This is a genomic window from Ferribacterium limneticum, from assembly GCF_020510625.1.
GTDB classification, from domain to species: domain Bacteria; phylum Pseudomonadota; class Gammaproteobacteria; order Burkholderiales; family Rhodocyclaceae; genus Azonexus; species Azonexus limneticus_A.
Map to the genome: position 1 here is coordinate 2,752,709 of NZ_CP075191.1, position 22,039 is coordinate 2,774,747.

Annotated in this window: 19 protein-coding genes and 1 pseudogene; 7 read left to right on the plus strand and 13 right to left on the minus strand. The window is 58.2% G+C overall.

Features of this window, described 5'->3' with window-relative positions; genetic code table 11:
- Position 1: 1 nt before the first annotated feature.
- From pheA to gyrA, 3 genes are read right to left on the minus strand one after another with little or no spacing between them, the layout of a single operon-like run.
- Complete coding sequence (gene pheA / locus KI617_RS13155) at positions 2-1,093, minus strand: prephenate dehydratase (RefSeq protein ID WP_226446966.1); 1,092 nt, start codon at positions 1,091-1,093, stop codon at positions 2-4.
- A gap of 4 nt (positions 1,094-1,097) precedes the next feature.
- The gene (gene serC / locus KI617_RS13160; RefSeq protein WP_226446967.1) at positions 1,098-2,183 is read right to left on the minus strand and encodes a 3-phosphoserine/phosphohydroxythreonine transaminase; all 1,086 of its coding nucleotides are present in this window, start codon (positions 2,181-2,183) and stop codon (positions 1,098-1,100) included.
- Positions 2,183-4,822, minus strand: coding sequence for a DNA gyrase subunit A (gyrA, locus tag KI617_RS13165; protein WP_226446969.1), 2,640 nt, complete (start codon positions 4,820-4,822; stop codon positions 2,183-2,185). Before gyrA ends, serC begins: the two co-directional genes overlap by 1 nt.
- Positions 4,823-4,920: 98 nt before the next feature.
- On the opposite strand from gyrA, the gene KI617_RS13170 reads away from it, so the two are divergent.
- The 4 genes from KI617_RS13170 to KI617_RS13185 all read left to right on the plus strand — a co-directional run bounded on the left by KI617_RS13170 (position 4,921) and on the right by KI617_RS13185 (position 8,407).
- Positions 4,921-6,255, plus strand: coding sequence for a TRZ/ATZ family hydrolase (locus KI617_RS13170; protein WP_226446971.1), 1,335 nt, complete (start codon positions 4,921-4,923; stop codon positions 6,253-6,255).
- 55 nt (positions 6,256-6,310) lie between these two features.
- Positions 6,311-6,973, plus strand: coding sequence for an OmpA family protein (locus KI617_RS13175; RefSeq protein ID WP_226446973.1), 663 nt, complete (start codon positions 6,311-6,313; stop codon positions 6,971-6,973).
- 74 nt (positions 6,974-7,047) lie between these two features.
- A complete protein-coding gene (ubiG, locus tag KI617_RS13180; protein WP_226446974.1) occupies positions 7,048-7,746 on the plus strand; it encodes a bifunctional 2-polyprenyl-6-hydroxyphenol methylase/3-demethylubiquinol 3-O-methyltransferase UbiG in 699 nt (232 codons plus the stop codon).
- Positions 7,739-8,407 carry an HAD family hydrolase gene (locus tag KI617_RS13185; RefSeq protein ID WP_226446976.1) on the plus strand — a complete coding sequence of 223 codons (669 nt, stop codon included), beginning with the start codon at positions 7,739-7,741 and terminating at the stop codon, positions 8,405-8,407. The genes ubiG and KI617_RS13185 overlap by 8 nt, the downstream gene beginning before the upstream one ends.
- Here KI617_RS13185 and KI617_RS13190 read toward each other — a convergent pair.
- Both KI617_RS13190 and KI617_RS13195 read right to left on the minus strand, forming a co-directional pair.
- Entirely contained in the window at positions 8,385-9,557 is a 1,173-nt protein-coding gene (locus tag KI617_RS13190; protein WP_226446978.1) for a methyltransferase, read from the minus strand. The two genes, KI617_RS13185 and KI617_RS13190, sit on opposite strands and share 23 nt — an antisense overlap.
- A complete protein-coding gene (locus tag KI617_RS13195; RefSeq protein WP_226446980.1) occupies positions 9,554-11,698 on the minus strand; it encodes an ABC transporter substrate-binding protein in 2,145 nt (714 codons plus the stop codon). Before KI617_RS13195 ends, KI617_RS13190 begins: the two co-directional genes overlap by 4 nt.
- Positions 11,699-11,792: 94 nt before the next feature.
- On the opposite strand from KI617_RS13195, the gene KI617_RS13200 reads away from it, so the two are divergent.
- The 3 genes from KI617_RS13200 (at position 11,793) to KI617_RS13210 (ending at position 15,088) form a co-directional block, all read left to right on the plus strand.
- The gene (locus KI617_RS13200) at positions 11,793-12,248 is read left to right on the plus strand and encodes a peroxiredoxin (protein ID WP_319004112.1); all 456 of its coding nucleotides are present in this window, start codon (positions 11,793-11,795) and stop codon (positions 12,246-12,248) included.
- Positions 12,249-12,281: 33 nt separating this feature from the next.
- Positions 12,282-13,709: a PhoH family protein gene (locus KI617_RS13205; protein WP_226446983.1), complete on the plus strand. Its 1,428-nt coding sequence runs from the start codon at positions 12,282-12,284 to the stop codon at positions 13,707-13,709.
- An 80-nt stretch (positions 13,710-13,789) separates the two neighbouring features.
- On the plus strand, positions 13,790-15,088 hold the full coding sequence (locus KI617_RS13210; protein WP_226446985.1) for a transglutaminase-like domain-containing protein: 1,299 nt from the start codon (positions 13,790-13,792) through the stop codon (positions 15,086-15,088).
- Positions 15,089-15,110: 22 nt separating this feature from the next.
- Here the strand turns inward: KI617_RS13210 and KI617_RS13215 are convergent.
- The 8 genes and pseudogenes from KI617_RS13215 to KI617_RS13250 form a co-directional block, all read right to left on the minus strand.
- Positions 15,111-15,806, minus strand: a pseudogene (locus tag KI617_RS13215) (IS5 family transposase).
- Between the two features lie 129 nt (positions 15,807-15,935).
- Positions 15,936-17,345: a replicative DNA helicase gene (gene dnaB / locus KI617_RS13220; protein WP_226446987.1), complete on the minus strand. Its 1,410-nt coding sequence runs from the start codon at positions 17,343-17,345 to the stop codon at positions 15,936-15,938.
- 66 nt (positions 17,346-17,411) lie between these two features.
- Positions 17,412-17,858: a 50S ribosomal protein L9 gene (gene rplI, locus KI617_RS13225; protein ID WP_226446989.1), complete on the minus strand. Its 447-nt coding sequence runs from the start codon at positions 17,856-17,858 to the stop codon at positions 17,412-17,414.
- Positions 17,859-17,876: 18 nt separating this feature from the next.
- Positions 17,877-18,152: a 30S ribosomal protein S18 gene (gene rpsR / locus KI617_RS13230; protein WP_011286983.1), complete on the minus strand. Its 276-nt coding sequence runs from the start codon at positions 18,150-18,152 to the stop codon at positions 17,877-17,879.
- Entirely contained in the window at positions 18,124-18,408 is a 285-nt protein-coding gene (priB, locus tag KI617_RS13235) for a primosomal replication protein N (protein ID WP_404826715.1), read from the minus strand. The genes rpsR and priB overlap by 29 nt, the downstream gene beginning before the upstream one ends.
- Before the next feature lie 69 nt (positions 18,409-18,477).
- Positions 18,478-18,861 carry a 30S ribosomal protein S6 gene (rpsF, locus tag KI617_RS13240; RefSeq protein ID WP_226446991.1) on the minus strand — a complete coding sequence of 128 codons (384 nt, stop codon included), beginning with the start codon at positions 18,859-18,861 and terminating at the stop codon, positions 18,478-18,480.
- A gap of 132 nt (positions 18,862-18,993) precedes the next feature.
- Positions 18,994-20,121, minus strand: a complete 1,128-nt coding sequence (locus KI617_RS13245) for an ISAs1 family transposase (protein WP_226446993.1) — start codon at positions 20,119-20,121, stop codon at positions 18,994-18,996.
- Between the two features lie 134 nt (positions 20,122-20,255).
- Entirely contained in the window at positions 20,256-22,037 is a 1,782-nt protein-coding gene (locus KI617_RS13250; RefSeq protein WP_226446995.1) for an acyl-CoA dehydrogenase, read from the minus strand.
- Positions 22,038-22,039 lie beyond the last annotated feature (2 nt).

The window sequence follows — 22,039 nt, forward strand, 5'->3', positions numbered from 1 at the left end:
CTCAATAAACGGCAACCGGGTAGGACCCGAGGATTTTCAGATAGGCGGCATAGCCAGCCAGTTTTTCCAGCGCGGCCTTGATCCCGGGTTCATCGCGATGGCCTTCGATATCGACGTAGAACACGTATTCCCACAGCGCATTACGGGCCGGACGGGATTCAAGGCGACACATCGACACCCCGGCGGTAGACAGCGGCAGCAGCAGTTCATGCAAGGCGCCGGTCCGGTTGGGTGCAGACATGATCAGGGAAGTCTTGTCACGCCCTGAAATACCGGCGTCGTGCTTGCCAAGCACCAGGAAGCGCGTCGTATTGTTTGGCTCGTCCTCAATGTTCTCGACCAGCTTCGGCAAGTTGTAACGCGCTGCAGCAGCCTCACCGGCAATCGCCGCCGTGCCTGGCTCGGCGGCTGCGTTCTGAGCGGCCTGGGCATTGCTGCCCACCGAGATACGCTGCGCCTTGGGCAAGACACGGTTCAGCCATTCGTGGCACTGAGCCAGCGACTGGGCGTGCGAATAGACCTTGCTGATCTTGCTCAGGTCGGTTTCGTTGGTCAGCAGGTTCTGGTGGATGCGCAGCACCACTTCGCCGCAGATTTTCAGCGGCGTCGCCAGCAGCAGGTCCATCGTCCGACCGACCGCGCCTTCGGTCGAATTCTCGACCGGGACGACGGCATAGTGCGCGTGGCCTGATTCCACTTCACGGAAGACGTCGTCGATCGACGACTGCGGCAGCAAACGGGCGGCATGGCCGAAATGCTTGGTGGCCGCCGATTCGGAGAAGGTGCCGAGCGGCCCGAGGAAGGCGATACCAAGAGGCTCTTCCAGCGACAGGCAGGCCGACATCACTTCACGGAAGAAGAACGTGATGTTCTCACCGGGGAGCGGCCCGGAGTTGGCCTCCTGCAAGCGGCGCAAAACCTGAGCTTCGCGCTCCGGACGGTAAATATGTCCGGCTTCACCGTGTTCAGCCTTGATCTCGCCAACCCGCTGCGCACAGCGAGCGCGTTCGTTCAGCAGCTTGAGCAGTTCGCCGTCAATGCGATCAATATCGGTACGAACGCCAGCCAAAGCCTTTTGCAGATCGTCGCTCATGGGATCAAGCCCTACGTTTGGCGAAATCGTTCATGAAAGCGACCAGCGCCTGAACGCCAGCCAGAGAAACCGCGTTGTAGATCGAGGCGCGCATGCCGCCAACCGACTTGTGGCCCTTCAGCGAAACCAGCCCGGCCGCCTTTGACTCAGCCAGGAAGGCAGCATCAAGGTCAGGATTGGCCAGCACGAACGGCACGTTCATGGCCGAACGGCAATCAGGATCGACCGGATTCGTATAGAAACCCTCAGAATCGTCGATCGCTGCGTACAAAATCCGCGCTTTTTCTGCGTTAACCGCGGCAATGCCCGGCAACCCGCCCTGACGCTTCAGCCACTGGAAAACCAGGCCAGCAATGTAGATACCGTAGGTCGGCGGCGTGTTCAGCATCGAGCCGTTTTCGGCCATCACTGCGTAGTCCATCACCGTCGGGATGGTCAGCGGCGCCATGCCGAGCAGGTCACGATGCACGACAACCAAGGTCAGGCCGGAAGGACCGATATTCTTCTGGGCACCAGCGTAAATCAGGCCGAATTTCTCGACATTGACCGGGCGCGACAGAATATGCGACGACATGTCGGCGACCAGAGGCACGCCGGTATCGGCAATGCGCTCGGGGGGAATTTCGACGCCGTGAATCGTCTCGTTGGTACAGACGTGCAAGTAAGCGGCGAAGGGATCGAGCCTGATTTCGTCGGCCGCCGGCAGGCGGATAAAGCCGCTGCTTTCGGTGGTTGCCGCACAGCGGACATTGCCGAATCGTTGCGCTTCCTTGAAGGCTTTTTTCGACCACGAGCCGGTGACGATATAGTCAGCCGAACGGCCAGCCAGCAGGTTCATCGGAATCTGGGCAAACTGTTGCGTCGCACCGCCCTGCAGGAAGAGCACCTTGTACTGCTCGGGAATACCCATCAACTCGCGCAGGTCAGCTTCGGCCTGCTCGAGAATGGACATGAACTCCTTGCCGCGATGGCTCATCTCCATCACGCTGCAGCCAGCACCGTGCCAGTCGAGCAGTTCTTCCTGCGCTTGCCTGAGGACTTCTTCGGGAAGAGCAGCCGGACCGGCGCTGAAATTCCAGATGCGACTCATCAGGCTTCTCCACCTTCGTTGCCGGCAACATCGCCTTCGCTCGGTGCAGCATCGCCCGTTTCCGGGGCGACCACATCGGACTCACCTTCGGCCTCGGCTTCAGCTACCGACTCGGCGACCTTTTCCAGACCGGCCAGCTTCTCGCCATCATCCAGCGAGATCAGCGTCACGCCCTGCGTCGCCCGACCCATGCCGCGAATTTCGGAAACACGGGTGCGGATCAGCACGCCGCCGGTAGTGATCAGCATCACTTCGTCGTTGTCGTCGACCAGCTTGGCGCCGATGACCACGCCGTTACGCTCGCTGTCGGCAATCGCCTTGACGCCCTGCGTACCGCGGCCGGAATGGCGGAAGTCAGCCAATACCGTGCGTTTGCCGAAGCCATTTTCGGTAGCGACCAGCACAGTCTGCTGATCGCTCTCGGCAACCAGCAACGAAATGACGGCCTGACCGGCTTGCAGCTTCATGCCTCGGACACCACGGGCACCACGGCCCATCGGACGGACATCCTCTTCGTCGAACCAAACTGCCTTGCCAGCGTTGGAGACCAACACGATGTCACTCTGGCCGGTGGTTAGTTCAACGCCGATCAGATAATCGTCATCGAGCAGGTCGACCGCGATGATGCCGGCTTTGCGCGGATTGGAGAAATCGGACAACGGCGTCTTCTTGACGGTACCGGCACGGGTCGCCATGAAGATGAACTTGTCGTCGGCGAATTCCTTGACCGGCAGCACGGCGTTGATCCGCTCGCCCTCTTCCAGCGGGAAGAGATTGACGATCGGCTTGCCGCGACTGACCCGGCTGCCCTGCGGCGCTTCGTAAACCTTGAGCCAGTAGCAACGGCCGCGGTTGGAGAAGCACAGGATGTAATCGTGGGTGTTGGCGACGAACAGGTGATCGACAAAATCCTCGTCCTTGATCGCCGCCGCCTGCTTGCCGCGCCCGCCGCGCTTCTGGGCGCGGTAGTCGGCCAGCGGCTGTGCCTTGATGTAGCCACCATGCGACAGCGTGACGACCATGTCCTGCGGCGTGATCAGGTCTTCCAGACTCAGTTCGTGCGTCTGGAAGATGATTTCCGAGCGGCGCTCGTCACCGAACTGCTCGCGAATCGCCACCAGCTCGGTCACGATGATTTCGGTGATGCGTTCCGGCTTGGCCAGGATGTCGAGCAGATCAAGGATCTTGGCCATGACATCCTTGTACTCGCCAACGATCTTGTCCTGCTCCAGCCCGGTCAGGCGCTGCAGGCGCAGTTCCAGAATGGCTTGCGCCTGAGCATCGGACAAGCGATAGCCTTGCGCCGACAAACCAAATTCCGGGGCCAGACCTTCCGGCCGCGAAGCGTCGGAAGCTGCACGCACCAGCATTTCCTCGACCACAGCGCTGCGCCAGGTACGCTCCATCAGGCCGCGCTTGGCATCAGCCGGCGTCGGCGCCGCCTTGATCAGGGTGATGATTTCATCAACGTTGGACAGCGCAACAGCCAGACCTTCGAGGATGTGGCCGCGTTCGCGCGCCTTGCGCAGTTCGAAAACGGTGCGCCGCGTGATCACTTCGCGACGGTGCGACAGGAAGCATTCGAGCATCTGCTTCAGGTTGAGCAGGCGCGGCTGGCCATCGACCAGCGCCACCATGTTCATGCCGAAGGTGTCCTGCAACTGCGTCTGCTTGTACAGGTTATTGAGGATGACCTCACCAACTTCGCCGCGCTTCAGTTCGATGACGATGCGCATGCCCGACTTGTCGGACTCGTCACGAATGTCGGAAATACCTTCGATCTTCTTCTCGTTGACCAGTTCGGCGATCTTCTCGATCAGCGACTTCTTGTTAACTTGATACGGAATTTCATCGACGATCAGCGCCTGGCGACCGTTGCTCTTTTCCATGTCCTCGAAGTGCGTCCGGGCGCGCATGATGACTCGGCCACGGCCGGTCTGATAGCCCTCGCGCACCCCGGTCATGCCGTAGATCAAACCCGCCGTCGGGAAGTCCGGGGCGGGAATGTAGGCAATCAGGTCATCAATACTCAACGCCGGATTTTCCAGCAGTGCCAGACAGCCAGCGATCACTTCATTGAGATTGTGCGGCGGAATATTGGTCGCCATGCCCACTGCGATACCGGACGAACCGTTGATCAGCAGGTTGGGGATACGCGCCGGCATGACCAGCGGCTCATTCTCGGAACCGTCGTAGTTCGGCCCGAAATCGACCGTTTCCTTGTCCAGATCTTCCAGCATCTGGTGGCCGATCTTGGCCATGCGGACTTCGGTATAGCGCATCGCCGCCGCGCTGTCGCCGTCCACCGAACCGAAGTTACCTTGGCCATCGACCAACATGTAGCGCAGCGAGAAATCCTGCGCCATGCGGACGATCGTGTCATAGACAGCGGTATCGCCGTGCGGGTGATATTTACCGATCACGTCACCGACGATACGCGCCGATTTCTTGTACGCCTTGTTCCAGTCGTTGTTCAGCTCGTGCATCGCGAACAGGACGCGGCGATGCACCGGCTTCAGGCCGTCACGTGCATCCGGCAGCGCCCGGCCAACAATCACGCTCATCGCGTAATCGAGATAGGAACGCCGCATCTCGTCTTCGAGGCTGATCGGCAGAGTTTCTTTGGCGAATTGGTCCATGTCTCACATTCGCACCGCTTGCGCGATGCCTTATTAGTTGATTCAAGCGTAATTTGCTATTTTAACACGCGACCTTCACCGGACAGACCCCGTTTTACATGACAACAACACCCGAAATTATCGATCTACTGATCGAAGCGCGCTGGATTGCCACAGTCGACCCCGACGAGGTACTGAAAAACCATTCGCTTGCTATCCACAACGGCCGCATCTTGGCGATCCTGCCAACCGGCGAAGCCCGTATCCGCTATGCGCCGCAGAAAACCAGCATCCTTCAGGACCACATCCTGATTCCCGGTCTGATCAACCTGCACACCCATGCCGCGATGAGCCTGATGCGCGGCATCGCCGATGACCTGCCGCTGATGGAGTGGTTACAGAAACATATCTGGCCAACCGAAGCCGCCCATCTGTCTCCACAGTTTGTTTACGACGGCACCCGCCTCGCCTGCGCTGAAATGCTCAAGGGCGGGATCACCTGCTTCAATGACATGTACTTTTTCCCAGATGCGGCCGCAACGGCTGCATCCGAATTCGGCATGCGCGCAATGCTCGGCATCACTACACTTGAATTTCCAACCCCTTATGCCAGCGATGCGGCCGATTACATCAACAAAGGGCTGGCCGTCCGCGAAGCCTGGCACAACAATCCGCTGATCGGCTTCTGCCTGGCGCCTCATGCCCCTTACACAGTCTCGGACAGCACTTTCGAGCGGATTCTGACACTCTCCGAGCAACTGAATCTGCCGGTGCACTGCCACATCCACGAAACGCAGCAGGAAATTGACGAAAACGTCAAACAGCACAAGCAGCGACCGCTGGCGCGACTTCACAAACTAGGCATCCTTGGCCCCAATTTCATCGGGGTCCACGCAGTCCACCTGAATGACGACGACCTGCAATTATTGGCCGACACCGGCTGCAATATCGCCCACTGCCCCACATCGAACCTCAAACTGGCCAGTGGCTTTGCCCCAGTCGCAAAAATGAGACAATTCGGCATCAATGTCGGATTGGGCACCGACGGCGCGGCCAGCAACAACCGCCTCGACCTGTTCGGTGAAATGCGCCTCGCAGCACTGTTGGCCAAAGGACTAACCGGTGACGCCAGCGTCATGCCAGCCCGGAAAATCCTGCGCATGGCCACACTCAATGCAGCCCATGCACTGGGACTCGGCAATGAGGTTGGCTCGATTTCCCCGGGAAAATCAGCAGACCTATGCGCTGTCACCCTGGGGGAACTGGAAACACGCCCCTGCTTCGACCCCGTGTCACATCTGGTCAATGTTGCTGGTCGTGAATCTGTAACCCATGTCTGGGTGGCCGGAAAGTGTTGCGTAGACGACAAATCTTTACTCAAGCACGACCAAAATGACTTGGAATCTGCCATAGCCCTATGGCAGAATAGTTTGGAATTCCGCCAGCGGGCTTGATCTCGGCCGCGGAGCGGGTTAAAGATTTCCAAATTTTCTTCAATGAGGGAAAACAATGATCAAAAATATCGTCAAGAAATCTCTGGTTCTGGCCCTACTGGCTGGCATCGGCTTCTCTGCTGTAGCGCAAGAGCGCGTTTACCTGATCGACCAGCGTGACGTCGTCGCCAAGAGCGGCTTCGGCCTGTGCTGGCGCGATGGCTACTGGACCCCGGCCGCTGCCGCTGCCGACAAGGCCGGTTGCGAGTGCGACAAGGACCTGCTGCCGAAGGAAGCCTGTGCTCCGAAGGACGCCGCTGGCGCCGCCAAGGCTCCCGCTGCTGCCGGTGTGAAGCCGTCCGGTGAAAAGATCACCGTCGCCGCTGACGCCCTGTTCGACTTCAACAAGGCTGTCCTGCGTCCGGCTGGCAAGCAGAAGCTCGACGAACTGGTCTCCAAGGCCAAGGCCATCAAGCTCGAAGTAATCCTGGCCGTTGGCCACACCGACCGTATCGGTGGCGATGCCTACAACCAGAAGCTGTCCGAGAAGCGCGCTGCCGCCGTCAAGGAATACCTGGTTGCCAAGGGTATCGAAGCCAACCGTGTTTACACCGAAGGCAAGGGCGAAAAGCAGCCGGTTACCGGCGACAAGTGCAAGGGCAATGCCAAGACCAAGGCGCTGATCGACTGCCTGCAGCCGGATCGTCGCGTCGACATCGAAGTCATCGGCACCAAGTAATCCGCCGACGCTTCAACGAAAAGCCCTGCTTCGGCAGGGCTTTTTCTTTTCCGTGAATTGAACAGACAAAAGCCATGATCAACGCCGACCAAGCCGAGCTGGATAAATTTGGAGAACTTGCCCACCGCTGGTGGGATCCGAACAGCGAATTCAAGCCGCTGCACGATATCAACCCGCTGCGCATCGACTGGATCGATCAGGCAATCAGCCTGGCTGGCAAGCGCATTCTGGACGTTGGCTGTGGTGGCGGCCTGCTCTCCGAAGGTATGGCCGTTCGTGGCGCCAATGTGACCGGCATCGATCTCTCCGAAAAACCTTTGAGTGTGGCCAGGCTGCACCTGCTGGAATCCGGCCAGAAGGTCGATTACCGCAAAATTTCCGTCGAGGCATTGGCCGAAGAAATGCCAGGGAGTTTTGACGCCGTCACCTGCCTGGAAATGCTTGAGCACGTTCCAAACCCATCCAGCGTCATCACGGCCTGCGCTCGCTTGGTCAAGCCAGGTGGCCAGGTTTTCCTGTCCACGCTCAACCGCAACCCAAAATCCTATCTGTTCGCAGTCATAGGGGCCGAGTACGTGCTGCAGATGCTGCCCAAGGGAACACACGATTACGCCAGGTTTATCAAGCCCTCAGAACTCGCCCGTTGGGCCAAGATGGCTAATCTTGAACCTGAAGAGCTTGTCGGCATGAGCTACAACCCACTGACCCAAACGTACTCGCTTGGCAAAGACACCAGCGTCAATTACCTGATGCGCACCATCCGGCATGTTTGATGCCGTTCTGTTCGATCTGGACGGTACCTTGGCCGACACGGCACCCGATTTGGGCGAGTCGGCCAACATTCTGCTGCTGGAGGAAGGTCGACCACAGATCCCGCTTGAAACCCTGCGCCCCTTCACCTCGCAGGGCGTTCGCGGGCTGCTGAAGGCCGGCTTTGGCATCGACGCTACGCATTCTTCCTACGAACGTTTGTCACAACGCTTTCTCGCCATCTACGCCGACCGGCTATGCCATGCCACCCGGCTGTTCGACGAAATTCCGGAATTGCTGGATGCGCTGGAGCAGATGAGTCTGGCCTGGGGCATCGTCACCAACAAGCGGATGCGCTTTACCGACCCGCTGGTCGAATTGCTGCAACTAAGCCCGCGCACCACCTGTGTCGTCAGCGGCGATACGACGCCCGAAGCCAAACCATCACCATTGCCTATTCTGCACGCCTGCCGGCTGTTGAACCGTCGCCCAGAACGCACGCTCTACGTTGGTGACGACCGACGCGACATCGTTGCCGGCAATGCGGCCGGTTGCAAGACCGTGGCCGTTTCCTATGGCTACCTCGGTGACAGTGGTCCGCTTCACACCTGGGGGGCCGACTTGATCATCGACCGGCCAAGCGAACTGGCGGCATACCTGGTTAGACACGCCGTGCCGAAATAAGCAGGTTGCGTGGCGTCAATTGCCGTTCGCAAAAACTGCCCAAATTGACCACATAGTCCTGCGTTTCGAGAAATACGGCCAAATCAAGCGCCAGCCAGACCTCAATGGCCCGGCGAAAGGCATGGCGGACAATCGACAGGCGCATCAAGTCATGACGCCGTTGCCAGCCTCTGGCCTCGAACTCATCGGCGACACCTGACGAGGGAACCGGCAAGCCCTCCCGCTCGGACATCTTCACGAGAAAGTCGGAAAATTCCGTCCGCATCCAGGCATCGGGTACCGGCTTGAAGCTCCGATAAGCTTTATCAGAAACCTCTCGGCGCCACGCGTCAAAACCAAGTTTCCAGGCCATTTCCCGGTCTCGCTTGCGGGTCTCCCGGGGCGAGGCGGTGACCGTCTCCGTTACTGCCAGGCGGGTATCGTCACGACTCAGGGAGAGCTGCAAACCCTCCGAAAGAGGCCGGTAGAACTCGGCTACTCCGCGGTAGTAACAACATGGCGCCACATCAAAGCGGCCAACTCCTCGCTCAGCCCCCTGTTGAATCAGACGCCGATGCAGTTCCCCGCAAGCATGCAGGGCGACGGCGTGCTGCCCAGGCTGTGGCCAGTTTTCCGTCGTCATTGCATCGGAAATGACGAATTCCTGCATCACGTCGGCCCGACGAGCCAAGGCAGAACCTGATTCGCACAAGCCGGCGTCGATCTCCAGTGTATGAACCGGCGTCTGCCATGCCTGCGCCAGAAGACGGCCGAGATGCCCTTTGCCGCCACACCAGTCAAGAACCGGCTGGCCACCGCTTTCAGTAGCCGCAGCAAAAGCCTCGATCTGCTGGCGCTTGCGGCCCGGAATCTCCCAAGCCCAGTGCGCCCCTCGCTCGGCAAGCATGTGCTGCGGCATGGCCCGCAACTTGGTCAACGGCCCGATCACTGAAACCTGCGGGATATGCCTGGCCAGCAGGCTCAATGCTGCTGACAAATCCTCGTTCAGATAAGCAACCGAGCCATCAGGCAGCGCCAGCAACTCATCGGCCAGCGCCGGCCATTGCTCACACCAGTCCGGCCGGATTTCACGAAAAGGCTGAGGGTGCCACAGGTTACGAAAGCCAAGCAGCCCCGTATCAAGCGCCTGCTGACGCTCAAGCAGCCTCACTTCACGGCAGCCCGGCGCTCGCGACGCCGATAGCCAATCATGGCGGGCACGAATGCGCTGACCAGCACAAGCAAGCCCAGCCCAAGCGGCCACAAGACGGGGCGGTTCCAGTCGTGTCGAGCTGCGGCACGATCCGCAACGTCGATGCGCTGGTATTTCAGGATATTGTTGCCGACATCATTTGGCTTGCGGTTCTTCAGCCAACGATGGCCGAGCGTATAACTCTTGGGGTGCAGGCCGAAGACCCACGGCGCGTCGTGATGAAGTATGCGATTCATCTGGCGGACAATGCCGAGGCGCTCCGGTGTGTTGTCCATATTCTTCATGCGCGCAAACAGGCGGTCGAATTCCGGATTGGCGTAATTCGAAGCGTTCTCGCCGCCCTTGGCCACTTTGCCTTCATTGCCATCAAGCAGGAAGAAGAAGTTCTCCGGATCCGGATAATCGGCATTCCAGCCAAGATAGTAGAGCTGGACATTACCCTTGCGGATCTTATCCTGAAAACGATTGAAATCGGTCGAGCGAACGACGAGCTGGATATCGATCTTGGCGAACTGGCGGGTCAGCCAGTCAAGCCGTGATTTCTCGCCCATGCCGCCGCCGGTCGTATCGAGATTGACCACCAGCGGCTCGCCGGTTTTTTCATCGCGCCCGTTTGGATAGCCAGCATCAGCGACCAGCTTTCTGGCAACCTCAACCGGCTTGCGCTTCGGCTGGCCATCGACCCAGTCGTACACCGTGCTATCGATGCCCGGCTCACCTGCTTCGTAGCCGAAGATGCCCGGCGGCAGCGGACTCTGCGCCGCAATACCCCGGCCGTTCTGGAAGATGGAGATGTACTCCTCCTGATCGATGGCAATCGAGATGGCCTGCCGCAGCTTGGTTGCTTTTGGCGACAGCCCACCGATGACCGGATCGAGCATGTTGAAACCCATGTAGAAGGTCGACGATTTGACCGAAGTGAGCAGTCGGATACCCTTGTCGCGCATCTCGTCGGTCAGCGCCACGTCGCCACCGACATTGACCCGCACCGCCTGATCGAAACTGTCCGACGAAATCCCGGAAGCATCGTAGTAGCCCTGCAGGAACTTGTTCCAGTAAGGAATCGCCTCTTTCTCACGGGTAAAGATGGCCTGATCGATGAAAGGCAGGGGCCTGCCACAGTCCTCCAGCAAGCCGGCCGCGCGATCGCCGGCCTCGCCTTCACAGGGATAGGTCTGGCCGTGAAAATTCGGATTACGCGACAGCACCATGCGGCGATTCGGATCGTTTTCACTCAGCGTGTACGGCCCGGTCCCGACCGGCCACCAGTCCAGCGTCAGGTTCTTCACGGCCATGCCCGGCTGGGCAAAAAAGCGGTCAGCCTCGCGCGGCACCGGGGCGAAAAAAGGCATGGCCAGCCAGTAAAGGAACTGCGGGTATTTGCCCTTGATGCGGATGCGCCAGGTGTGGCTATCAAGCTTCTCGACACCGGCCAGCGGGAAGGCATCAAGATCGAGCCATTCGTCCGCCGACTTGTCTTTGGCCGCTTTCTGCAGATTTTCGCCGAACTCCTTCAAGCCGACTATCTTGTCCGCCATCATGCCAAAAATAGGCGAATGCAGGCGCGGATGGGCCAGACGCTTGATCTGATAGATGTAGTCGTCGGCTGTCAGTTCGCGGGTGCCGGTCTGCGGGAAGTCAGCCACCGTCTGCCGGCCATCGGCCTGGTTTTTACCCAGATACACTGGTTGACCGTTAGCATCGACGGCAAAAGCCGGGTGCGGCTGGAAGCGAATTCCCGGCTTCAGTTTCAGCTCATAGACGCTCTCGGCGATGCGCTCGGCGGGCGCATCATGGGGTAAGGCCCGGCCAGCAGAATCAAAAAAGCGCGGCACCGGCACCTGCTCAACCGTCGCCGGGATGAGTTCGTACGGTCGCTTCAGGTAGTGGTATTGCAGCGGCGGCTCGTAGATCTGCGCGGTGAAAGTAATCTCATCCTCGGTGTAGGACTGTGCCGGGTCGAGATGCTTCGGGCGGTCGGTAAAGGCCGTGTAGAGAATATTGCGGCCCGCGTCGGCCATCGGATACGGATCGTTCCACGCCTGCCCGCAACCGGACAGGGCAATGACAACGGTGAGACCGACACAGATTTTTCGCATGGCACGCAGTTTAACAAATGCTCGCAACACCGCTTGACCTGCCCAACGAGATTTGCCCACAATGCCTCAAACACCACAACACAGAGGCATCCGCATGCTCGATACCAAACTCCCCGACTTTTCCCTGCCCGCCACCAGTGGCACATGCTTCAACCTGGCCGCCCAGGCCGGAAAAATAGTGGTCATCTATTTCTACCCCAAGGACAGCACCCCAGGTTGCACCACCCAAGGTCAAAACTTCCGCGATCTGCACGCTCAGTTTTCTGCTGCAAACGCTGTAATACTCGGCATTTCCCGCGACAGCCTGAAGTCACACGAAAACTTCAAGGCCAAACAGGAATTCCCCTTCGAACTCGGTTCCGATACCGATGAAACCGTCTGCAACCTGTTCGCTGTCATGAAAATGAAAAATATGTACGGCAAACAGGTAAGGGGCGTGGAGCGAAGCACCTTCGTCATCGACCAGAGCGGCGTCCTGCGCCGCGAATGGCGCGGTGTCAAAGTGCCCGGCCACGTCCAGGAAGTGCTTGATTTCGTCAAAACCCTTTAAACCCTTTCCCCACCCCGACCAAAGGCCCACTCCATGCCGCGCAAGCCCGCAGCCATCAAGAAGCCCGCCGTTACCAAAATCTTCGTTCTCGACACCAACGTGCTGATGCACGATCCCAGTTGCCTGTTCCGCTTCGAGGAACACGACGTCTTCATCCCGATCATGACGCTGGAGGAACTCGACAACCACAAGAAGGGCATGACGGAAATTGCCCGCAATGCCCGCCAGGCCTCGCGCATGCTCGACGAGATGCTGGCGCACGATGATGTCGATATCGATGAAGGCATCGATCTCTACGGCCCCTCCAGCAAGCTGGCGAGCGGCCGGTTGTACCTGCAGACGGAAGCCATCAGCGCCGAACTGCCGCAGGGTCTGCCGACCTCCAAGGTTGATAACCAGATCCTGTCGGTGGTCATCCACCTGCAGAAGAAATTCCCGAAACGCCCGGTCATCCTGGTGTCGAAAGACATCAACATGCGCATCAAGTCGCGCGCCCTCAACCTGTTGGCTGAAGACTATTTCAACGACAAGGTGCTCGAGGATACCGACATCCTCTACACCGGTACCCGCGCTCTGCCCGACAACTTCTGGGACAAGCACAGCAAGGGTATGGAGTCCTGGAAGAAGGAAAGTAAAACTTACTATAAGGTCACCGGCCCGCTCGGCTCGCAACTGCTGGTCAATGAATTCGTCTGGCTGGAAAGCGACAGCTTCACCGCCATCGTCAAGGAAACCGCCGGCAAGACTGCGGTGCTGGAAACACTGGTCGATTACACCCACCCGAAGAATGCCATCTGGGGAATTACCGCCCGCAACCGCGAACAGAACTTCGCGCTGAACCTGCTGATGAATCCGGATATCGACTTCGTCACGCTGCTCGGCCAGGCCGGTACCGGCAAGACCCTGCTGACGCTGGCCGCCGGCCTGACACAGGTACTCGAAAGCAAGCGTTTTGCCGAAATCATCATGACCCGGGTGACGGTCCCGGTCGGCGAGGACATCGGCTTCCTGCCCGGCACCGAGGAAGAAAAGATGGCTCCGTGGATGGGTGCTCTTGAAGACAATCTGGATGTCCTGACCCATAGCGACGAGAACAACAGCGGCCCCTACGGGGGAGAATGGGGCAAGGCAGCTACAAACGACATCATCCGCTCGCGGATCAAGGTCAAGTCGATGAACTTCATGCGTGGCCGCACCTTCCTGAAGAAATACCTGATCATCGACGAGGCGCAAAACCTGACGCCAAAGCAGATGAAAACGCTGGTTACCCGTGCCGGCCCGGGCACCAAGGTGGTCTGTCTGGGCAATATTGCCCAGATCGACACGCCCTACCTGACCGAAGGCAGCTCCGGCCTGACTTACGTCGTCGATCGTTTCAAAGGCTGGCCGCACTCTGGTCACATTACGTTACAACGTGGTGAGCGTTCCCGTCTGGCTGACCACGCCGCCGAAGTGCTATAATCGCTTCATTAATTAAGGGGCCGTGTCAGTGACACGGCCTTTTCGTTTCAGCCACGGATTAATTCCGCCGGAGGAGTCACTTGAAACGTCGCGATTTTCTAGCATCAGCCGCCGCACTCTCGCTATTTGCCTCTGACGCCTGGGCCGTCAAAAAGCAGGCCAAGACCAGCACAGCACAGAATTCATCGGGCAGCACCAAGAAAACTGGTGCCGCCGGGAAATCTGCAGCTGGAAGATCTGCAAAAAAGTCCGGGGCAAAACCTGATCGCCTCAATAAGGGGAAGATCACTTACCGACCTCAGGAACCCGTTGCCCACACAGCCGACGATCCGGTCATCGAACGTCCTCCGCAAGGCACCAGCGCCTCCAGGCTTCCTCCCGTCAGGGCGCCTGAGCCCCCTTCGGAATGGCGCACCTACGAGATCACCACCACCGTCAACCTGAAGGGCAGCAGCGGCTCAAGCAAACTCTGGCTTCCCTTGCCGCTCAACCAGGACACGCTCTTTCAACGCACCCTTGGTCACTCCTGGGCGGGCAATCCGGCCAATGCCGGCATGCGCCGCCTGCCGGATGGCGACCTTGAGGTCTTCTATTGCGAATGGCCGGATAGTGGCGACGCCAAGCTACAGCTAACGACGCTGGTTACGACAGCAGACCGGCATTTCGATGTCACGAAGCGAACCGTAGCGCCGGAACGCGACGACATCCTGCGCCGCAATCTGCAGGCATCGAAACTGATCCCCAATGATGGGCTCGCCTTCCAGCTCGGCGAACGTATCCTCGGCCGGATCAAGGACCCTGTCGCGCAGGCCAAGGCTATCTACGACTGGGTCGTCGACAACTCCATCTATGATCCCAGCCTGCCCGGCTGCGGCACCGGGGACGTTCGTCGTCAATTGATTCAAGGGCAATACGGTGGGCGCTCGGCTGACATTAATGGCCTCTTCGTCGCCATCTGTCGAGCCATCGGCATTCCGGCCCGTTGCGTTTATGGTTTGCGCACGGGATCATCCCGGCTTTTCCGCGGCCTCGGCCTGAGCGGTGACGATGCGACCCGCGGCCAACATGTCCGCGCCGAATTCTACGTCCCGGGTTATGGCTGGATTCCGGTCGACCCCAGTGACGTTCGACGCACGATTGCCATGGAAGCCCTTTCCGACCGGGACAGCAAGCTCATTTCGCTGCGGAAAATCCTGTTTGGCGTCTGGGAAATGAACTGGATTGCATTCAATCTTGGCACGGACGTCACACTGCCTGGCAAAAATAGTGCGATGCCTTTTCTGCTTTTCCCGCAGATGGAATCTGCCGGCAGCCGTTATGACGGAAGCAACTCAGCCGCCATTCAATACAGCATCAAAACCCGCCAGGTCGTCCTCTAACCTGACTAGGGTGTGTGGACAATCAGGCGAGCCAAATTAGAGCGGCGGCGATGGAAATGAATGCTTCAAACCGGATATCGAGTTTGTCGTAGCGCGTAGCGATACGGCAAAACTGTTTCAGGCGAGCAAAGAACCTCTCGATGAGATTTCGACTTTTATAGACATGTTTGTCATAGCTTCTGAGCACCTTCCGATTGGCCTTTGGCGGAATAACCGCCTGCCTCGATGCAGTCAATGAGGCTGGTGGCGTCAAACGCCTTGTCGGCCACGACAGCACCGACGTTTACCATGCCATCAATGAGATTGGCTGCTTCGGTGATGTCGTGTCGTTCGCCATCTGTCAGTCTGAAGCGCGCCAGATTGCCCAGCCCATCAACCGCCGCATGAATCTTGGTGCTCAGGCCCCCACGAGAACGGCCAAGACTTTGTTGCCCGTTTTTTTGGGTGCGCCGGCGGCGTGCTGGTGCGCCCGCACAATCGTGCTGTCGAGAAACACTTCCTCAAAGTCTGCATCTTCGCAAAGCTTGGTAAAAAGGGCCTGCCAGACGCCTTTGTCCGCCCAACGCGAGAAGCGCCGGAAGGCTGTATTCCAAGGTCCAAAGGCAACGGGGAGGTCACGCCAGGGAGCGCCGGTTCTTGCCATCCAGAGAACCGCTTCGACAAACAAACGATTATCTGCGCCACTGCGGCCACGGTCCCCAGCCTTGCCGTGCAGCATCGGCTCGATTCGTAGCCATTGGTCGTCACGTAACAGCAATCTCGGTATCCCGTCATCAATCCAAAAGACAGGATGTAAACACAATCAGCCCTTTGTGAACAGCCCCTTAATCACAAATGTCCACACACTCTAGTTCTGGGAATCGACAAACCCGCCACTCGCCAGATTCTCGAAACGGGTGTATTCGCCAATGAAGGCCATGCGTACGGTCCCGGTCGGGCCGTTACGCTGCTTGCCGATGATCACTTCGGCCATGCCCTTGTTGTCCTGGCTATCCTTGTTGTAGTACTCATCGCGGTACATCATCAGGATCACGTCAGCATCCTGCTCGATAGCGCCGGATTCGCGCAAGTCGGACATCATCGGGCGCTTGTCGTTACGCTCCTCGACCTTCCGGGAAAGCTGGGACAGGGCAACGATCGGCACCTGCAACTCCTTGGCCAGTGACTTGATCGAGCGTGAAATCTCGGACACTTCCGTCGCCCGGTTTTCGCCCTGGCGGTTACCCGACATCAGCTGGATGTAGTCGATAACCAGCAAGCCAAGCTTGCCGCCATACTGGCGCGCCAGGCGTCGCGCCCGCGCCCGCAGGTTGGCAGGACTCAAGCCACCCGTCTCATCGATATAGATTGGTGCCTCATGCAACTTGCCCAACGCAAACGACAACTTGGACCATTCTTCGTCGCTCATCCGGCCCGTTCTCAGGCTCTGGGAGTTCAAGCGGCCAATTGAGGCCAGCATCCGCATGGCCAACTGGGCCCCGCCCATTTCCATGGAGAACACGCCAACCGGCAAACCCGATTCGACTGCGACATTCTCGGCAATATTCAAGGCAAAGGCGGTCTTACCCATCGAAGGGCGCCCTGCCACAATAATCAGATCGCCCGGTTGAAAGCCCGAAGTCTTCTGGTCCAGATCGATGAATCCCGTCGGCACACCAGTGATATCGGAAGGGTTATCGCGATCATGCAGTTCCTGGATACGCTCGACCACCTGGGTGAGCAAGGGGTTGATGTGCACGAAGCCTTCATTATGACCAGCACCGGCTTCAGCAATCTTGAAGATTTTTGACTCGGCCTCGTCAAGCAGCGTTTCAGCATCCCGACCGAGCGGATTCAGAGCATCGGCTGCAATTTCGTCGGCAGTCGCCACCAACTGGCGCAATACGGAGCGCTCGCGAACGATTTCGGCATAGCGCTTGATGTTGGCCGCCGATGGCGTATTCGCCGCCAGCTCACCGAGATAAGCCAAGCCACCCGTCTGCTCTCCCTCACCCGCCGCATCCAACGCTTCTGCCACCGTAACCACGTCAGCCGGTTTAGCTTTTTCCAGCAGATTTCGAATCTGCCGAAAGATACGCCGATGCTCATCGCGATAGAAATCGGCATCGGTCAGCATATCGCCCATCCGGTCCCAGGCCTGATTATCAAGCAACAAGCCACCAAGGATCGATTGTTCAGCCTCGATCGAATGCGGCGGAACGCGCAAGTGGTCCAGCGTGGAATCGGGAATACGGGGTTTCTGAGGACGTTGGTTCATGTTCTGAAGTTTAAAGTAAAAAGGCCTCGCTACTGCGAGGCCTTTTGTCGTGAGACGTTGCCGGAATTACTCGGCGACGATCGCCACGGTAATGTTTGCCAGCACGTCGGTGTGTAGGGCAACGTCAAGCGGGAACTCGCCGATTGCCTTGAGCGGACCTTCCGGCATGCGGACAGCAGACTTGTCGACCACGAAGCCGGCAGCCTTCAGGGCATCGGCGATGTCGGCATTACCCACGGAACCGAACAAACGGCCATCCATACCGGCCTTACGAGCCACGGTAACGACGGTGCCGTTCATCTTGTCAGCAACACCTTGAGCAGCGGCCAGCTTCTCAGCAGCCAGCTTTTCCAGTTCAGCGCGGCGAGCTTCGAACTCAGCCATGGCAGCCGGCGTAGCACGCTTGGCCATACGTTGCGGAATCAGGAAATTACGGGCGTAGCCGTCCTTGACCTTGACGATGTCGCCGAGGTTACCAAGGTTAACAACCTTTTCGAGCAGAATGATTTGCATGTTTCGTCTCCCCGAAAATTATTGATGGTTGTCGGTATACGGCAGCAGTGCCATGAAGCGGGCGCGCTTGATAGCGGTGCCCAGCTGGCGCTGGTAGCCGGCCTTGGTGCCGGTCAGACGAGCCGGCATGATCTTGGCGTTTTCCTGGATAAATTCCTTCAGGACATCCACATCCTTGTAGTCGATCTGTTCGACCTTTTCAGCCGTGAAGCGGCAGAACTTGCGACGCTTGAACAGGCCGCCACCGCGCTTCTTTTTCTTGTCGTCATCCTTCTTCTTGAAGAATCGAGCCATTTTCGTTTCCTTCCAAAAATTCGAGTGTATTCACATGTAGCACGGGTGTTCGGCTGTTGAGGCTCTTGGCTGCAAGAAATCCGGTCACTTTGACAGTGCCTCCGAGAGGAGCTGCTTGCAGCCAGCGGGCGTTTTCACCCAAGGCCAGGACAGCGATTTCAAGTTCTACCAAGCGCTCTGCCCCACTTTCGATCTGCGAGGAGCTGTGTTGCAGCTTTCCTTCACTGACCGGAACTCCGGCTGGCGTATAGCGCAAAGCTTTGCGTTCGACCAGTATTCCGGAGAGAGTGAGACAGTTCAGCCGTTAATTCCCGTACAAATATGCTTAAGCAGCAGCCGTTTCAACCGGTGCAGCCGGAGCGGCATCACCAGGCATCATGGACTTGGACTTCTCTTCCTTCATCATCGGGGAAGGAGTCGTCACAGCCGCCTTCATCTTGACGGTGAGGTGGCGCAGTACGGCGTCGTTGAACTTGAACGAATGTTCGAGTTCGTTCAGCGTTTCGCCGTCGCACTCGATGTTCATCAGAACGTAGTGAGCCTTGTGGATCTTCTGGATCGGGTAAGCCAGTTGACGGCGGCCCCAGTCTTCCAGACGATGAATCGTACCGTTCTTGGCAGTAACGATGGCGCGATAGCGCTCTACCATGCCGGGCACTTGTTCGCTTTGGTCCGGATGGACGATAAAGCAGATTTCGTAATGGCGCATGCAATCTCCTTTTGGGATAAACCCTCCGCCATGCGGGTGCGGTAGGGCAAGGTGGAAAAGCCCAAGATTATAACAACAATCCTGGGCTTTTGGAGAAAGCTAATGAATGACTGCAGGGCAATCGCATGAATCTTATATAAGACCGAGAAGCTCAGCGCGATAAGTATCGGAAGTTGCGGCGATGAGGCGCCGTACCTTGAGTCCGCCTTTGCGCTTGACAGGGTCGAGACGGATGAGATTCAAGGCGATATGTCGCATGACCGCGAAGTTATGAGCGGCATTCCCGGTCCGGGCACGCATCTGGTCATCAGCGAAGGCTACGTCCATGCACCAATGCAGACTATTTTCCACCCGCCAGTGCTGGCGCACCGCCTGATTCAGCCGTGCCGCATCCGCTGGCAGACTGCTGATGTAGAACCGATGCTCGATCATCGTCTTGCCCTTGATTGTTCGTTCGGAAGCAATCGCGGCAAACGACTTCAAGTCCGGCCAGCGTTCCGGGGCATGTAGGCAGTCGAGTTGATCGAAGGCGTAGCAGCGGCGCACTTCGAGTCGGCCATGATCCTTTTCCACGACCTCATCGAATCGATGGGGCGTTTTGTCGGGAGCGGTCTGGAATGCCGCAAAGAAATCCTGCACCGACTCGACCAAGGTCGGTTGGTTGTCTTTGAGCGACAGGATGTAATCAGCTCCCCGATTTCGAATCGCCTGGGCAATGCTCGGCTGGGTTCCCATGGCGTCGATAGTAACGATGCAGCCTTCCAGAGCCAGGGTGGCCAGTAACTCGGGAATCGCCGTCTTCTCGTTCGATTTTGCGGCGGTCGCCCGCTGTCCCAGCACCAAGCCTGCGCCGGCAGCAAAGGCACTGACCAGGTGCAGTGGTGTGCCATCCATCTTTCCTGAGCGCCGACTGGTCTTGCCATCCAGGGCGACAACTTCATCCTTCTCCAGATTGGGGGCAATGCTGCTCACCCAGCGCCGGAAGGCTGCGCCAAATGCTTCGGCATCAATCGTCGCAAAGACCCGGCCGAAGGTGTCGTGCGAGGGAATGCCATGCTCAAGGCGCAGATACAGCCTGAACCAGTCGTGCTTTTCTTTGGCCCATTCTTCAATCTCGACAAAGTCGTCGGCCCCCGCCAGAACGCCGCATACGGCAATCACCAGCAGTTCTACCAGATCGTGTTCAACTTTCCTGGCTTGCCGTGGGTCACGAATGCCGACAAATACGTCCGCCACACGCAGCCTGCCTTCCGTCTCCATGGATCGCTCCCAAAAGACAGAAAACTACACAATTCAGAGTGCAGTGAACAGCCCCCTTGCAATCTATTGATCGTAAACCACAATTTCAGGTGTTCACGACAGTGTCATTCATGCGATTGCCCTGTGAATGACTGCTAGAAACAGTCGTCAGGAATTTCCAGCCCACCAGCTGCCCCCGCCACCACAGACTCGGCCAAGCCCTGCGCCTGGGTCAGGAAATGATCGGCAAAGAATCGGCTTGTCGCCAACTTGCTTGCCCAGAAGGGATCTGTTTCACCGGAAGCAATCTTCACCCGGGCAATCACTGCCGCACGGCCCATTTGCCAGCCACCGGCAACAATACCGAACAGATGCAGGAAGGGTACCGCACCTGCATGCGCGGCTTTTGGCTCGGTAGCGAAATTGGCGACAAGCCAGTCGACTGCTTTTTCCAGGGCATCGACTGCCGCCTTCTGGCGAACCCCGATCAATGCGAACTCCCCATCCAGTTGCGCAGCAGCAGAGCGCATTTCGGCAATTACACCCTTGATCGTCACGCCTTTTTCACGGGCGATCTTGCGACCGATCAGGTCGTTGGCCTGAATGGCCGTTGTTCCCTCGTAGATCGCCGTGATACGTGCATCGCGCAGATGCTGGGCGGCGCCGGTTTCCTCGATATAGCCCATGCCGCCATGCACCTGCACGCCGAGCGAAGCGATATCGATAGCGCTCTCGGTACTCCAGCCCTTGACGACAGGAATCAACAGATCGGCAAAGGCCTGCGCCTTCTTGCGCTCTGCTTCATCAGGATTGCCATGTGCGTTGTCTTGCGCGGCGGCGGTTACATAAGCCAAGGCACGCATGGCTTCGATCCGCGAACGCATGGACATCAGCATGCGACGGACATCCGGGTGCTTGATGATTGGCACCTTCGGGCCGCCCCTGACACCCACTTCCGTGCCCTGGACGCGCTCCTTGGCATAGACGGCGGCACGCTGATAGGCACGCTCGGCATCGCCCAGGCCTTCAAGGCCAACGTTGAAGCGGGCTGCGTTCATCATGATGAACATGTATTCTAGGCCACGATTTTCCTCGCCGACCAGTGTGCCGATCGCGCCACCGTTGTCGCCAAAAGCTAGCACCGCAGTCGGGCTACCATGAATCCCCAATTTGTGCTCAATGGATACGCAATAGACGTCATTGCGCTTACCCGGCGAGCCATCCGCCTTGAGCAAGAACTTGGGCACCACGAACAGCGAGATACCCTTGACGCCTTCCGGTGCGTTGGGCGTCCGCGCCAGCACGAGATGGGCAATGTTGTCCGTCATGTCATGCTCGCCGTAGGTGATGAAGATTTTCTGACCGAATATCTTGAAGGTGCCGTCACCAACTGGCTCGGCGCGACTACGCACCGCCGCCAGATCGGAGCCTGCTGAAGGTTCGGTCAGGTTCATCGTCCCGGTCCATTCACCGGAGACCAGATTCGGCAGATACGCCGCTTTCTGTTCGTCGGTTCCGGCGATCATCAGTGCTTCGATTGCCCCCTGCGTCAGCATCGGACAGAGCGAGAACGCATGGTTGGCACTTTTCCACATTTCGCTGACCGCCGTGGATAGCAATTTGGGCAGCCCCTGGCCTCCAAATTCCGGGTCGCAACCAATGCCGTTCCAGCCGTTATCGACAAACTGCCGGTAGGCCTCCTTGAAGCCAGGCGATGTAGTGACAACCTTGTCTTTCCACTTGGCACCATCTCGGTCACCGACACGATTGAGCGGCGACAAGACCTCACCGGAAAACTTTGCCGCTTCCTCAAGAATGGCATCGACCACATCCGGCGACGCCTCTTCGCATCCCGGCAAGGACACGACCTGGTCAAGACCAGCCAGATCCTGCATGACAAAACGGATATCTTTCAGGGGGGCAATATATTCGCTCATCA